Genomic DNA, 14,286 nt, shown 5'->3' with positions numbered 1-14,286 from the left:
GTGGTTCATCAATACACCGGACGAACATCAACGGCAACGCGAATTCGACGGCCGGGGTGTTCATCTGTGGTGGTATAGTAAGTCTTACCGTGCATTCGATAGGTTACATCATACCCAACGATTTCGCGCCGAGTTTCCTTACGATAATTTGTTTCGCAGTATTCAACATCTTCGTAGGTGGTGTGGCGTTTACGTTTGCCGAATTCCGCTCCGACGGCAGCGCCAAGTACGGCGCCTGCGACAGTGCCGACCTTTTTATTGCTATGATTGTGGCCTACTGCATTGCCGAGCGCGCCTCCGATAATCGCACCTAATACTGGTGCGGTGTTGTTACGGTGTTCACGTCTTACGGTTTCAATGTGACAAGATTCAACCGGAACCCGGTAAGAGGTGTATTCGTAAATGGGCTTGGCTTTCACCACTTTTGCCCAGCGAGTATGACCATGATGTTGGCGGCTGTAGTTGTGGCCGTAGTTATGACTGTAGTTCTGGCTATAACTATGGTTTGAACCATGGTGATGATGGCCTGCGAAAACATTTGTCGAAACACTCAACGAGAACGTCATTACTGCAAGTGCAAGGCTTAACTTAGCAATGGTGTTTATACCCATTATCGCTGGCCTCTGCGAAGACTTATTACCGCTTTTATGGATGATCATAGATTATTTTCCTAGCTTATCGCCGTTATTGGGATGCTAACGATTGTTTTATGCCTGGCTGGCGGTTAAAAATTGCCTTCTACAATCACTATTCCGTGGTTCAGCGAGTGTTTCGTATGTTTTGTATCTTAGTGTTGAGAGACTGAATCGTGGCTGAAATCAATCCGTATGGCACCTGAATTTCCATGAAAAAATTATCGTGAATTTTTATGGTGAGTGTGACGAGGGGAGTGACGAATGTTGAATTTAAGTTATGAAAAACAGGTATAAAGTACACAGTTATAAAGCACTATGTCAGTTATAAGGTTAACCATATCAAGTATTGGATAGGTAGTTATAAGTAGTTACAAGTAGTAATAAGTAGTTATTAAATAGCTATTGGTTATTAAGTGGCGATAAGACGAGCGGTATGACTCAGCGGGCCGTGTTGGTGAAAAATACGACGCTGGCTATACTGGCTGTCCTTGATTTAGGTTGTTATGCACATTTTTGAGGTTCAATTATGTCAATCATCGAATATATGAATTCCGTTGGCCAACAGGCACGTACAGCGTCTCGGGTCATCGGTACGGCCGACGCGGGAACCAAAAATGCGGCCTTGTTGGCAACGGCAGATGCCATTAATGAGTCTCGTGAAGATTTAACGCGCGCAAATGCCGAAGACATGGCAAAGGGAAAAAGCAGTGGCCTGGATTCGGCACTGTTGGATCGGCTAGAGCTTACCCCTAGTCGTATCGACGGTATGATTGAAGGGTTGCAGCAAGTAGCGGCGTTGCCAGATCCATGTGGGGAAATTACGGATCTTAAGTATCGCCCCAGTGGTATTCAGGTTGGAAAAATGCGCGTGCCTTTGGGTGTGATAGGCATTATTTATGAGTCACGCCCGAATGTGACGGTGGATGCAGCCAGTTTATGCTTAAAGTCTGGTAATGCGTGTATTTTACGTGGTGGTAGCGAGGCCATTCATTCTAATCAAGCCATTGCGCAGTGCATTAACGTTGGATTGAAAGCGGCGAATTTACCGGAGGCCTGCGTACAAGTCATCGAGACAACGGATCGAGAGGCGGTGGGGCGTTTAATTGCCATGCCTGAATACGTCGATGTCATTGTCCCCCGTGGTGGCAAAGGGCTTATTGAGCGCATCAGTAATGATGCCAAGGTGGCGGTGATTAAGCATTTGGATGGTATCTGTCATGTGTATATCGATGATAAAGCCGATATGGATAAGGCCTTTGAGATTGCGGTGAATGCCAAAACGCACCGTTATGGCGTGTGCAATGCTATGGAAACCTTACTGGTTCATGCCTCCGTGGCCGGTGAGATACTGCCGAAGTTAGCGCATGCTTATGGCGAAAAGGGTGTTGAGTTAAGAGGGTGTGACGCGACGCAATCGATTATCCAATGTGTACCGGCCACAGAGGAAGACTGGGGCACGGAATATTTGGCTCCGATATTGTCCATCCGTGTTGTGGCCGATATGGAAGCGGCGATGTCGCACATTGAAACTTACAGCTCTCAGCATACCGAATCGATTATTACGGAAGATTATACCCGTGCCCGACGATTCTTAACGGCGGTGGATTCAAGTTCGGTCATGGTCAATGCGTCCACTCGATTTGCGGATGGCTTTGAGTACGGTTTAGGGGCGGAGATTGGTATTTCCACCGATAAAATTCACGCCAGAGGGCCGGTGGGGCTGGAAGGGTTAACCTCGCAGAAATGGATAGTACTCGGCGATGGCCATATTCGCGTGTGATGAGTGGTGAAGACATTCAAACTTTAGGGAGCTCTACTGAAGACTCAATGGTGGGGTCAAATACTCCATCATTGGATAGTGCGTTAATGGATGCAAAGCCCTTGGCTGTCGCGTTATTTGGCGGAACCTTTGACCCGATTCATGTGGGCCACCTGCGGATGGCGTTGGAGCTTAGGCAAGCTTTGGGTGTAAATGAAGTTCGATTAGTGCCTTGTCATCAACCCCCTCATCGGGGTTTACCTTTGCGAACGTCACAGCAACGCGCCGAGATGCTGACGTTGGCAGTGTCTGAATGTGATGGGTTATCGACAGATTTGCGTGAATTGGATCGGGATGGCCCTTCCTACTCCATTGATACCGTTATTGAAGTGCGGCAAGAAGTGGGTGCGGCAACCCCCTTAATGTTGGCGATGGGAATGGATTCTTTTATTCATTTCCCCTCTTGGTATCGTTCGGAAGAATTTCTTCAATACACGCATCTTGTTGTGATGACTCGTCCAGGGTATGGCCTTACCTCTCACCTGAATACAGATTTATCGTCGCTCTTGAATAAGCAAATGACGCAGCAGGAAATGCAGTCATGCCCTTGTGGTGGTGTGCTTATTGTTCAACAAACTCCGTTACCGATTTCTGCAACACAGATTCGAGAAGCCTTACAGACGGGATCTTCTGTGCAATATCTTGTTCCTGATGTGGTTCGACAATATATTCAGCAGAATCAGCTTTATCGGTAAAAACCCGAACAAACATGAATTGCCTACTGATTTAACCGGTGAAAACACCTAAACTTTACGGTAAATGGGTGCACAGAGGTGTTACTCAGAAAAGAAGTGTTACTCAGAAAAAAGATTGTTTAACAGAGAGATTGAATGACTCAAATAATTGATATTGTAATGAATGCATTGGACGACCTTAAAGCCAAGGATGTGGTCAAGATGGATGTCTCAGAACTCACCGATGTTATGGATACCCTGGTGATTGCCAGTGGTACCTCTAACCGCCATGTAAAATCCCTCGCTCAAAATGTTGCTCAAGAAGCCAAAACCGCAGGTATGGCACCCCTCAGCGTAGAGGGGGAAGAGACGGGAGAATGGGTTTTGGTGGATTTTGGTGATTTGGTTTTACATGTTATGTTGCCAAATACACGAGACTTTTACGACCTTGAGCGATTGTGGTCGATGGAGCCGGAAGGTCGCCAAAAGCCTACAGAGGATGCGTAGACTACTTACCTGAGGTCGCACAGATGTAGGTTCTTTACATATTATATAGGTTTTCTACATATATAGGCTCTCTATTAGAGGCGTAGGGTTTTGCTCCGGTGTCGATTTTGAACACCAATGTAAGCTCTGAAAAATGTAAACCCTGAAAATAGCGGTAAGCCGATGGACTTCTTTGTGAAGTGACATTTCGGTTTACTTCTTTCTCTTCTTTTCATTCTCTTATTGTCCAGATAATAGATTCTTTTAATTTTAATTTCGGTCTCATGGTTCATCGATTCATGATGATGCTTGTGTTTCGAATGTTTTGTCTCAAACCGTATATTGGGTATCAATGTTTTCATGAAAATCAGCATTATTGCGGTAGGCACCAAAATGCCTCAGTGGGTAGAAATGGGCTATATGGAGTATGCAAAGCGTCTCCCTCGAGAGATCAAAGTCGAGATGGTTGAAATCCCCTTGGGTGCGCGAGGGAAAAACACTTCTCCCGAAAAGGCCATGCAGCAAGAGGCAGAGAAAATTCGAGCGGCTATTCCGACGAATGATTGGGTGGTGACTCTAGAGGTGAAAGGAAAACCCTGGTCAACGGAAGTGCTTGCTGAACAATTAGGGCAGTGGAAAATGGACGGTCGTAATATCAGTTTGCTAATTGGTGGCCCGAATGGATTACATGCTTCTTGCTTGTCGTTATCCAATGCGCGTTGGTCTTTGTCGCCACTGACGTTACCTCACCCTTTAGTACGTATTTTATTAATTGAGCAAATTTATCGGGCTACCACAATTTTAAATAATCACCCATACCATAAGTGAATATTCAACCGATGTTTACCGTATCGTTAGATGAGGTAGGTTGAGTAATCATTATTGCTGTTTCTATTTTATTTTGGGATATCACTCCTGAAAAATGAACTTTTGGCCAATCTGTCCTCAAAGTGTTCCATAGCATTGATGCAATTCTTTTTTGTGGAGAATCTTAAGGTTTATTGGTGAATTTTCCGTTATTTCTGTAAATATCGTGTGACTTATCTTGCACTCTTTGAAGACAGGAGTATCCTTTTACGCAATGTTGAAAAACGGTTTAAGTTGGTGACCTAAGTCACTGAGTTACAGACGAATAGGCCCATCATGGCTGAACACCAACGATTAAAAGATCATTACAAAGAAGCTCGTATTTTTCGTCATCGCTTGGTGGTGGTTGGCGTTTTTATGATGGGCTTATTATCCATTCTCATTGCACGTTTTTATAACCTTCAAATTGTTCATTACCAAGACTACGTTACCCAATCTGATCGCAATCGTGTACACGTGCAACCTTTGCCTCCCACTCGTGGGCTTATCTATGACCGTAATGGTGTTTTATTAGCAGATAACCGCCCTAGTTATACATTAAGCCTTGTTAAAGAACGTGTGAAAAAGTTGGATGAGACCTTGTCTGTATTGAGTGATTTGGTGGCAATTACGGATGCGGATGTGGAGAAATTCAAAGATCGATTAAAGCAGCGCCGCCGACCTTTTGAGGCAGTGCCTTTACGATATCGACTAAAGGAAGATGAGATTGCACGTTTGGCCGTCAATGAGTATCGCCTTGATGGTGTTGAGGTTGAAGCACAATTAGTTCGCCATTACCCCCTAGGTGATTTGCACACCCATACGGTTGGCTATGTTGGTCGAATCAATGAGCGGGAGTTGTCGTCGTTCGATGAAGAAACCTATCAGCGTTACAGCGGCACCTATACCATCGGTAAGATTGGTTTGGAGCGGCAATACGAAGCGTTGTTACTGGGAAAAGTGGGTTATCAAAACGTAGAAACCAACGCTCGGGGCCGTGTATTGCGTGTATTGGAGCAAACGGACCCTATTCCAGGGGAAAACCTTCAGTTACATCTGGATAGCGCCATTCAAAAAGCGGGCATTGAAGCGCTCAATGGTCGTCGTGGCGCGATTGTGGCTGTTGATGTCAAAACCGGCGGGGTGTTGGCGATGGTCAGTGCTCCCAGCTATGACCCGAATTTATTTGTGACGGGTATCAGCTACAAGGACTACAAAGCGCTAACGGAGTCTTTGGATTTACCTTTGTTTAATCGGGCCATTCAGGGCGAGTATCCACCGGGCTCTACCGTTAAGCCTGTCAACGGTCTTGCTGGCTTGCATACCCGTGTTGTGGACTCCCGCTATAAAATTTTTGATATTGGTTTCTATCAGCTGGATGGTGACGATCGTCGTTACCGAGATTGGAAGCGTACTGGCCATGGTCATGTAGATTTAAATGCAGCCATTCGTGAATCGTGTGATACCTATTTTTATGACCTTGCTTATCGAATGGGTATTGATGTTATGCACGAATTTGGTAGCCATTTTGGATTGGGACAGTACACCGATATTGATGTGCCCAGCGAACGTAAAGGCAATTGGCCATCCAGAGAGTGGAAACGAAACCACCGGGGGTTACCTTGGTTTCCGGGTGATAGTTTAAATGTGGGTATTGGCCAAGGGGCTACGTTGGCGACACCATTGCAGCTAGCGGTGATGACCGCCACGTTGGCTAATCGGGGGGTGTTAATTAAGCCTAAGGTGGTGAGTCGCCATGGTGAGATTGAAGGGTCGCCGGAAGTCATGAGTCAGTTAGACGTGAGCAGTATTCATTGGGACTACATTTTTTCCGCGATGAAAAGTGTGGTGCATCATCCACGAGGCACCGCCAAGAGAATCAATAAAGATTTGGATTACACGATTGCTGGAAAAACGGGAACGGCACAGGTGGTTGGCATCGCTCAAGGAGAAAAATACGACAGTGAAGCCTTGAAAGAACGTCAGCGTGACCATGCGTTGTTTGTGGCCTTTGCGCCAGTAGAAGACCCTCAAATTGCCGTATCGGTTATTGTTGAAAATGGCGAAGCTGGGTCATCGGTTGCGGCCCCAGTGGCCAGACGTGTACTGGACAGCTACTTCGAACAAGAAAGGCGCCGTGAGCAGCAAGTCGCGCAACAAGCCGAGCTAGAATCGACTGAGCCCCTTCAAGCTTCCCATTCTTCTTTATCGAGATTATTGGCTCAATGACTGCCGGCGATTTTTTACGGCGTATGCCGGACGCTGATTTTCGTCGACCGACGAACCTTTGGCGACGTCTTCACATCGACCCAACATTACTTATGTTGCTAATGCTGTTAACCGGCTTTGGCTTGGTGGTGCTTTACAGTGCCAGCGGTACGGATACCCATTATGTGAAGCGTCAAATGGTCTTTTTTGGTTTGGGCTACGTGGGGATGTTTATCGTCGCTCAGGTAAATCTCCAGTTTCTCGAACGATGGGCATGGTGGTTTTACATTGGGGGCGTGGTGTTGTTGGTGTGCGTCTTATTTTTTGGGGTCGGAGCCAAAGGCGCGCAGCGTTGGTTGTCGTTAGGCGGGTTTCGATTTCAGCCTTCAGAAATCATGAAAGTAGCAACCCCGATTATGATTGCTGCATATTTGTGTCGACGTGCGATTCCTCCCCGGTTTAAACATATTGTGGTCACCTTGGTATTGGTGTTTGTTCCCACCATTTTAATTATGCGTCAGCCGGATTTGGGCACGTCATTATTGATTGCCATGTCAGGATTAATTGTCTTGTTTTTGGCCGGCCTAGGTTGGCGTTATATTTTTGGTGCTTTGGGTATCGTCTTGGCCAGCGCTTGGCCGATGTGGCGATTTGGATTGCATGAATATCAGCGTACAAGAATTTTGACATTGCTAGATCCGGAGGCCGATAAATTAGGCTCCGGGTGGAATATCATTCAGTCGAAAACGGCTATTGGTTCTGGTGGGGTCCACGGAAAAGGTTGGTTGAACGGGACACAATCACAATTGGACTTTCTACCGGAAAGTCATACGGATTTTATTATTGCTGTGCTTGCTGAAGAGTTTGGTTTGGTGGGGGTATTGGCGTTAATAGGGTTGTATGTATTGATCTTGGGGCGAGGGCTACTGATTGCCGTCTCTTCACAGCAAACCTTTAGCCGGTTATTGGCTGGCAGTATTACTTTTACCTTATTTGTTTTTATTTTCGTCAATATTGGCATGGTTGCCGGTTTGTTGCCGGTGGTTGGTGTACCTTTACCGTTTGTAAGCCATGGGGGCACTTCACTACTCACATTGATGGTGGGGTTTGGTTTATTGATGGCCGTTAGCACTGAGCGTAAACGGATTAATTTAAACCTTTAACCGTTCTGTGTGTCTGCTATGAATAGCGTATTAAGTTAAATCGTTACAGTGTTAATAAGTGATTGAAAAATCACCATGCATTTACCTTGCGTTCAAATAGCCGACGCTAAACTTTGCTTTATTCTTTTAATAATAACCGTGCCAAGTATAAATTGATTAGGAGTGACTGTGATAAAAGCGTGCTTCTTAACGCAAAAATCTGCTCGTATGAGCGAAATGTTCCGTCGTAACGTGCCAGCGTTACCTTCTCTGAGAAAAAAACTGTGTTCCATTTTTTTGATGTCTTGTATGGGAGGCGTGGCCTTCGCCGGTGACTATGACAATAATGAACAAGTCGAAGCGTTCATCAAGGAAATGGTGACTGAGCACCAATTTGAACAAGATCAACTCGGTCAGTGGTTTTCACAGGTGAAGCGTAAACAATCGATTCTCGATGCCATGTCGCGCCCGGCAGAAAAGGTAAAACCATGGAGTGAATACCAAGATATTTTTCTGACTCAATCCCGCATCGATAAAGGCGTCGAGTTTTGGAAAAAGCATGAGTCGGTGCTAGCCAGGGCGGAAAAAACCTACGGTGTTCCTGCTGAAATTATTGTGGCCATTATTGGCGTTGAAACGCGTTACGGTGGTAACAAAGGCCGATATCGAGTCATGGATGCGTTGTCGACACTGGCGTTTGATTATCCTCCTCGTGCGCCGTTTTTTCGAAAAGAATTAAAAGAGTTTTTGCTGCTCAGCCGTGAACAAACGCGCCAGCCTTTGGATCTGTTGGGTTCTTATGCTGGGGCTATGGGGTATGGGCAATTTATGCCCTCAAGTTACCGTGCGTATGCTGCTGATTTTGATGGCGACAACGCCATTGATATTTGGGATAACCCCGTCGATGCCATTGGCAGTGTAGCCAATTATTTTACGCGACATGGATGGAAGACCGGGGAGTTGGTCACAGAGCGTGTCAAAGTCAATAAATCGCATGATACGAGTCTGTTAGACGATGGCCTCAAACCGGAACGCACTATTGGCGAAATTACACAAGCCGGTTATGCCCCATTAGCCACACTGGAGGGGGAGCTTCCTGCTCGGGTATTCAAGCTCGATGGTAAAAAAGGCGCCGAATTTTGGGTCGGCCTCCACAACTTTTATGTCATCACACGTTACAACCGCAGTACGATGTACGCGATGGCGGTACATCAGTTAAGTCAATCTATAAAAACAAAATACCAAGGGTAATTTTGATAAAGTAAGACGTACGTATATTGTGCGTCTACTTTGTGAGAGTGTTGCAGTATTGTTGCGTTTGCATAGTGATCGGATAGAGTTTTGAGTAGTTGTCGAGTAGTTATTGGGTCGTTGTTGGGTCTTTGTTGGATCGTTATTGGGTGATGGTGTCACTAGATTGATGACTGAGGAATCGGTGTTTGGGAATGCTATGGGTATAGTTCGTTATTGCGTGAAGTTTTGTCATATGCGTACTGGAATCACACGTTTGGGTATCATGGCTGGGTTGAGTGTTGCACTCAGTGCTTGTGTGAACTCTCATTATGAGCATCGTGATAATCCTAATGCGGGTCGTTACAGTGAGAGACATGACAGCTATCCCGATGCGCCCATGGATGTCCGTCATATCGAAGATGCGACTCCAAAAGTCGAGCCTAAAAGCCTATCGGGAAATAAATCTCCCTATAAAGTGTTGGGACAAACTTACTACGTACTAGAAGGCAGTAAAGGCTACCGTGAGCGGGGTATTGCCAGTTGGTACGGTAGAAAATTCCATGGCCACCAAACCTCAAGTGGTGAAATTTACAATATGTACGGCATGACGGCAGCCCATAAATCGTTGCCATTGCCGAGCTATGTGGAAGTGACGAATTTAGATAACGGCCGTAAAGTCATTGTGCGAGTTAATGACCGAGGCCCTTTTCATAAAGGCCGTATTATTGATGTGACTTATTCGGCGGCAAAAAAATTAGGGTTTGTGAATAAGGGCACTGCTAGGGTAGAGGTGGTGGCCATCGACCCAGTAGCCTGGCAAGCGCAGCAGGGTCAATACGCTCAAAACACTTCACGTTCCACGCAGGATGTAAATGCACCCGATGCCAGTATTCAGCGAGCCCCTACCCCTGTAAATTCTGCAGGCTATGAATTACCTGAGAACACCTATTTACAGGTGGGTGCTTTTAGCTCTCACACTGCTGCAGAAACGTTGCGTACAAAAGTGCAGGCGGTGACGGATTTTCCGGTTACTATCAAGCCACAAGATGCATCCACACCGCTATTTCGTGTACGCATCGGCCCCATTGCCGATAATTGGCGTTTGCTCAGCTTGCGTGATTTATTGCAAACCAAAAAATTGGCGACGCCCTACGTCGTCTACGAATAATGTTTATCTGCACGAATGGTGTTTAAAAGGCGAATGTAAAACAGGGCGCTTTGTGTAAAAAGAGTGCCCTGTGCAAATGGTGTCTTGTGTAAATAGTGTCTTGTTTAAATAGTGTTCTATGTAAAATGAGTCCTGTATAAGAAGAGTGGTTTTGAAATATAACGTCTAACGCTGTGACACAGTGGCATACCTGTTACACTCTTTGTTCTCAATTTTTCACCATTCTAAACGGTTGGTGTAGAAATCGTAGAAAGTACGAATGGTGCTGTACGAATTTCAGAAATATTTACTTTTTAAATGTCTCTGTTTTTGAGGTGCATTTAATTTCTATACTGACATTTAAGAATATTTATCCGAACTCATGAATCAGTTAATACCATGTTAAAAAAACTATTAAAAAGATTATCCGCTGCGGTTGTCTCAAATACTATGGTGATCGCGTTTTCTGTTGGGGTGCTTCTACCAACGATGGGGCTTGTTACACCAACTCATGCTCAACAAACCATTATTCCTGCCCCGCCACAATTGGCAGCAACCGGTTATCTTTTAATTGATGCAACAACCGGAAAAGTGTTAGTCGAGCATAATGCTAATGAGCCTCTGCCCCCAGCCAGTCTGACTAAAATGATGACAAGTTACATTGTGTCGTCTGAAATTGAGCGCGGAAATATCAATGAAACCGATTTGGTGCCCATCAGTGTTCGTGCATGGAAAATGGGTGGCTCCAGAATGTTTGTGCGTGAAGGCACAGAAGTCAGTGTAAAAGATTTATTGCGTGGGGTGATCATTCAATCGGGCAATGATGCCTCGGTGGCACTGGCGGAATATATTGCGGGTAGTGAAGACGGTTTTGTGGACATTATGAACCAACAGGCGTCACTGTTGGGCATGTCCAACACACAGTTTAAAAATGCCACTGGCTGGCCAGCAGAGGGGCATTTCACAACGGCATGGGATTTATCGTTGTTAGCGAAGGCGCTGATTAATGACTTTCCTAGTCACTATGCTTTGTATGCAGAGAAACAATTTACTTACGGTGCGCCTGGCGAACAACCGAAAACACAACGCAACCGAAATCAGTTATTGTTTCGCGACGACAGTGTGGATGGTATTAAAACAGGCCACACTGATGCGGCTGGCTATTGTTTAGTGTCTTCTGCCAAGCGAGACAACATGCGTTTAATTTCAGTGGTAATGGGCACTCGCTCAGAGAGCGCCCGTGCTAGCGAATCACAGAAGCTCTTGTCCTATGGTTTTCGCTACTATCAAACTCATCGTTTGTACTCGGCAGGTGACGTGTTAACCGAATCCAAAGTGTGGGGTGGAAAGGACGATATTATCGAACTTAGCGTTCCAGAAGATATACACCTTACGATTCCGCGAGGGGCGGCCGATAATTTAAAAGCGGAAGTGTCTATGGAAGAGGTGATTAAAGCGCCGATTGCCACCAATGAAGAGTTGGGCGTGTTAACGGTTGCCTTAGAGGATGAAAAGCTACTTGAGCGTTCATTAGTGGCGAAAAAAGCCATTGAGCAAGCGGGGTTTTTTGCTCGAATCTGGGATAGTCTTCTGCTGTTTTTTATGAATCTATTCAATGGGTAACTCGGTGAATTCAACTTTATAGAGTTCAATCATTATAGAGCTCAATCATTTATCCTTATTGTGAATCAATATTCAATGAAAGCCCGGTAGCCTCGCCGGGTTTTTTATGTGCGTTTGATTAAAGAGAGTGGATTTTTCTATAAGGATTTGGGCAGGTCTATCAAGAGGCGTCTCAATACCGTTATAATCGACCACAATTTATAAGAATATGTACCTCGAAAGTTTGAGCACGCAATCATGGTCAGTAAAGTGGTGGATAGCCAAAACGAACCCCCTAAAATAGAATTTCCATGCCCAGATTACCCAATTAAAGTCATGGGTGATGCCGGGGAGCCACTGCGCTTACTGGTCATCGACGTGTTTGGGCGTCATGCACCAGGATTCGACCCGTCTGCCATGACGGTGCGTGATAGCAGTAAAGGAACCTTCCAGTCTATTACCGTCAAAATTGAAGCCACTGGTGAGCCTCAACTTCGCACTATCTTTGAGGAGCTGAAACGTCACTCCATTGTCAAAATGGTGATTTAGAGAAGTGAATCAGCCGTTGACTTCATCTGTTTCGGGCGTAGACATCCATACCGTTGTCATTCGGGATTTAGGCCAGCAAGCCTACGAGCCTGTTTGGAAAAGTATGCTTGAATTTACCGATGCTCGCGATCAGCACACCCAAGATGAAATCTGGGTGGTGGAGCATACTCCGGTCTTTACCCAAGGCCAGGCTGGAAAAGCCGAGCATATTTTAGCGCCGGGAGACATTCCTGTTGTGCAGGTAGATCGAGGGGGGCAGGTAACCTATCACGGTCCTGGGCAGCTGGTGATTTACCCTTTGGTTGATATTCGCCGTAAGAAAATGGGGGTACGTGAATTAGTGACCGCCATTGAAACCAGTATCGTTGAGACATTGTGTTCTATTGAGGTAACCGCGTACCCGAAGGCTGATGCACCTGGAGTCTATGTTCAGCATAACAACCATGAGCATAAGATTGCCTCGTTGGGGCTGCGTGTTCGTAAAGGGTCTAGCTTTCATGGGCTAGCCCTGAATGTTGCTATGGATTTATCGCCCTTTTCTCGTATCAACCCCTGTGGGTATGCGGGTATGCCAATGTCACAGGTGCAAGATGTCATGCCTAGTTGGCAGTCAGAAGGTTCTTTTCAACAAGTCAAAAGCACATTGATTCGTACTTTAATGGAGCGTTTGGGGTTTACCGATGCATGTCATGAATCGATAATCCAGACGCAGACGTAATTGACAGCGTATTCGCTTCACTCGCAAGTGTGTATGAGACGGCGCATATTTTAATAATGATGATTTGCGCAATAGGCACTTGAGCCAAACGTATTTGAACACCCGTTAAGAGATTCATTCATTATGGATTCACCCGAAATTGTCCCGGTAAAACGCACCACCCGCCACAAGCAGGGTGAAAAATTACGCAATGCTGACAAAGTTGAGCGTATTCCCGTCAAGGTTATTGCAACGGATCGGTTTGAGAAAAAGCCAGATTGGATCAGAGTACGTATGCCTCTATCGCCCGAGGTGGAGCGTATTAAGAAAATTCTGCGTAAAAATGGCCTCTCAAGTGTATGCGAGGAAGCCTCTTGCCCGAATTTGGGGGAGTGTTTCTCGGGTGGAACCGCGACGTTTATGATTATGGGCGATATCTGCACCCGCCGTTGCCCATTTTGCGATGTGGGACATGGAAAGCCTAACCCCCTAGACTCTAAAGAGCCTCGCCATTTGGCAGAAGCCATTGCCGAGATGCGCTTGCGTTACGTCGTGATTACATCGGTTGATCGTGATGACCTACGTGACGGAGGTGCCCAACACTTTGCGGATTGTATTCGCGAAGCCAGAGCTTTCTCGCCGGACCTTCAAGTTGAAATCTTAACGCCGGATTTTCGTGGGCGTATGGAAATTGCATTGGATATTTTGGCGCAAGAGGCTCCCGATGTTTTCAATCATAATCTGGAAACTGTGCCCAGCTTATATCGCGAAGCACGCCCTGGTGCGAACTACAAATGGTCTCTTAAATTATTGAAGGAATACAAAGCTCGTCGTCCAGATATCAAAACCAAATCGGGGTTGATGGTGGGCTTGGGTGAAACCAAAGAGCAAATTATCGAAGTACTCCATGACATGCGCGAGCACGATATCGATATGCTCACCATAGGGCAGTATTTGCAGCCTTCTCGTGATCATTTGCCGGTTAAGCGCTACGTTACGCCTGAAGAGTTTGATGAGTACACGGCTGTGGCAAAAGAGTTAGGCTTTGTCCACGCTGCCTGTGGCCCCTTAGTACGTTCGTCTTATCATGCAGACAAGCAAGCTCATGGGGAAGAAATTACGTTCTGAATTCATAACGGGCTCAGCAATGACACACGAAGGTAATGGCTAACGAAGCAAATTGCTGGGGAGTCATTGTAAAACGGTGGGTAGAGCCCTATTGTGATCTTATGTGTTGCAGACTGGAAG

13 protein-coding genes are annotated in these 14,286 nt (G+C 45.9%); 12 read left to right on the top strand and 1 reads right to left on the bottom strand.

Annotation, left to right across the window (positions count from 1 at the left end):
* Positions 1 to 8: 8 nt before the first annotated feature.
* Positions 9 to 659 (bottom strand): glycine zipper 2TM domain-containing protein, encoded by a 651-nt coding sequence (locus LU351_RS08075; RefSeq protein WP_232593558.1) that lies wholly within the window; start codon positions 657 to 659, stop codon positions 9 to 11.
* 502 nt (positions 660 to 1,161) lie between these two features.
* On the opposite strand from LU351_RS08075, the gene LU351_RS08070 reads away from it, so the two are divergent.
* From LU351_RS08070 to lipA, 12 genes are all read left to right on the top strand, one after another.
* Positions 1,162 to 2,415, top strand: coding sequence for a glutamate-5-semialdehyde dehydrogenase (locus tag LU351_RS08070; RefSeq protein WP_232593557.1), 1,254 nt, complete (start codon positions 1,162 to 1,164; stop codon positions 2,413 to 2,415).
* Positions 2,379 to 3,149, top strand: a complete 771-nt coding sequence (gene nadD, locus LU351_RS08065; protein WP_232593556.1) for a nicotinate-nucleotide adenylyltransferase — start codon at positions 2,379 to 2,381, stop codon at positions 3,147 to 3,149. Before LU351_RS08070 ends, nadD begins: the two co-directional genes overlap by 37 nt.
* 135 nt (positions 3,150 to 3,284) lie before the next feature.
* Positions 3,285 to 3,635, top strand: coding sequence for a ribosome silencing factor (gene rsfS, locus LU351_RS08060; RefSeq protein ID WP_232593555.1), 351 nt, complete (start codon positions 3,285 to 3,287; stop codon positions 3,633 to 3,635).
* Positions 3,636 to 3,974: 339 nt separating this feature from the next.
* Positions 3,975 to 4,442, top strand: a complete 468-nt coding sequence (gene rlmH / locus LU351_RS08055) for a 23S rRNA (pseudouridine(1915)-N(3))-methyltransferase RlmH (protein ID WP_232593554.1) — start codon at positions 3,975 to 3,977, stop codon at positions 4,440 to 4,442.
* Between the two features lie 315 nt (positions 4,443 to 4,757).
* Positions 4,758 to 6,689: a penicillin-binding protein 2 gene (gene mrdA, locus LU351_RS08050; protein WP_232593553.1), complete on the top strand. Its 1,932-nt coding sequence runs from the start codon at positions 4,758 to 4,760 to the stop codon at positions 6,687 to 6,689.
* On the top strand, positions 6,686 to 7,831 hold the full coding sequence (rodA, locus tag LU351_RS08045; RefSeq protein WP_232593552.1) for a rod shape-determining protein RodA: 1,146 nt from the start codon (positions 6,686 to 6,688) through the stop codon (positions 7,829 to 7,831). The genes mrdA and rodA overlap by 4 nt, the downstream gene beginning before the upstream one ends.
* A 168-nt stretch (positions 7,832 to 7,999) precedes the next feature.
* The gene (gene mltB, locus LU351_RS08040; protein ID WP_232593551.1) at positions 8,000 to 9,061 is read left to right on the top strand and encodes a lytic murein transglycosylase B; all 1,062 of its coding nucleotides are present in this window, start codon (positions 8,000 to 8,002) and stop codon (positions 9,059 to 9,061) included.
* 199 nt (positions 9,062 to 9,260) lie between these two features.
* A complete protein-coding gene (locus LU351_RS08035) occupies positions 9,261 to 10,211 on the top strand; it encodes a septal ring lytic transglycosylase RlpA family protein (protein WP_269783367.1) in 951 nt (316 codons plus the stop codon).
* A 468-nt stretch (positions 10,212 to 10,679) separates the two neighbouring features.
* Positions 10,680 to 11,813, top strand: coding sequence for a D-alanyl-D-alanine carboxypeptidase family protein (locus LU351_RS08030; RefSeq protein WP_232593639.1), 1,134 nt, complete (start codon positions 10,680 to 10,682; stop codon positions 11,811 to 11,813).
* Between the two features lie 237 nt (positions 11,814 to 12,050).
* Positions 12,051 to 12,341 carry an HP0495 family protein gene (locus LU351_RS08025; RefSeq protein WP_232593550.1) on the top strand — a complete coding sequence of 97 codons (291 nt, stop codon included), beginning with the start codon at positions 12,051 to 12,053 and terminating at the stop codon, positions 12,339 to 12,341.
* Between the two features lie 4 nt (positions 12,342 to 12,345).
* Positions 12,346 to 13,059, top strand: a complete 714-nt coding sequence (gene lipB, locus LU351_RS08020; RefSeq protein ID WP_284285353.1) for a lipoyl(octanoyl) transferase LipB — start codon at positions 12,346 to 12,348, stop codon at positions 13,057 to 13,059.
* Positions 13,060 to 13,182: 123 nt separating this feature from the next.
* Positions 13,183 to 14,166 carry a lipoyl synthase gene (gene lipA, locus LU351_RS08015; protein WP_232593549.1) on the top strand — a complete coding sequence of 328 codons (984 nt, stop codon included), beginning with the start codon at positions 13,183 to 13,185 and terminating at the stop codon, positions 14,164 to 14,166.
* Positions 14,167 to 14,286 lie beyond the last annotated feature (120 nt).

The organism is Marinibactrum halimedae (assembly GCF_021234875.1).
In the GTDB taxonomy this organism is placed as follows: Bacteria; Pseudomonadota; Gammaproteobacteria; order Pseudomonadales; family Cellvibrionaceae; genus Marinibactrum; species Marinibactrum halimedae.
The sequence above is the reverse complement of the archived record's forward strand: the minus strand, read 5'-3'. Positions and strand labels throughout refer to the sequence as shown.

Excerpts from the sequence above, each read along its gene's own strand:
- mrdA (WP_232593553.1), top strand. The coding sequence starts at position 4,758 with ATGGCTGAACACCAACGATTAAAAGATCATTACAAAGAAGCTCGTATT.
- rlmH (WP_232593554.1), top strand. The coding sequence starts at position 3,975 with ATGAAAATCAGCATTATTGCGGTAGGCACCAAAATGCCTCAGTGGGTA.
- rodA (WP_232593552.1), top strand. The coding sequence starts at position 6,686 with ATGACTGCCGGCGATTTTTTACGGCGTATGCCGGACGCTGATTTTCGT.
- rsfS (WP_232593555.1), top strand. The coding sequence starts at position 3,285 with ATGACTCAAATAATTGATATTGTAATGAATGCATTGGACGACCTTAAA.
- LU351_RS08070 (WP_232593557.1), top strand. The coding sequence starts at position 1,162 with ATGTCAATCATCGAATATATGAATTCCGTTGGCCAACAGGCACGTACA.
- LU351_RS08025 (WP_232593550.1), top strand. The coding sequence starts at position 12,051 with ATGGTCAGTAAAGTGGTGGATAGCCAAAACGAACCCCCTAAAATAGAA.
- LU351_RS08030 (WP_232593639.1), top strand. The coding sequence starts at position 10,680 with ATGGGGCTTGTTACACCAACTCATGCTCAACAAACCATTATTCCTGCC.
- LU351_RS08035 (WP_269783367.1), top strand. The coding sequence starts at position 9,261 with ATGGGTATAGTTCGTTATTGCGTGAAGTTTTGTCATATGCGTACTGGA.
- nadD (WP_232593556.1), top strand. The coding sequence starts at position 2,379 with ATGGATAGTACTCGGCGATGGCCATATTCGCGTGTGATGAGTGGTGAA.
- lipA (WP_232593549.1), top strand. The coding sequence starts at position 13,183 with ATGGATTCACCCGAAATTGTCCCGGTAAAACGCACCACCCGCCACAAG.
- LU351_RS08075 (WP_232593558.1), bottom strand. The coding sequence starts at position 659 with ATGATCATCCATAAAAGCGGTAATAAGTCTTCGCAGAGGCCAGCGATA.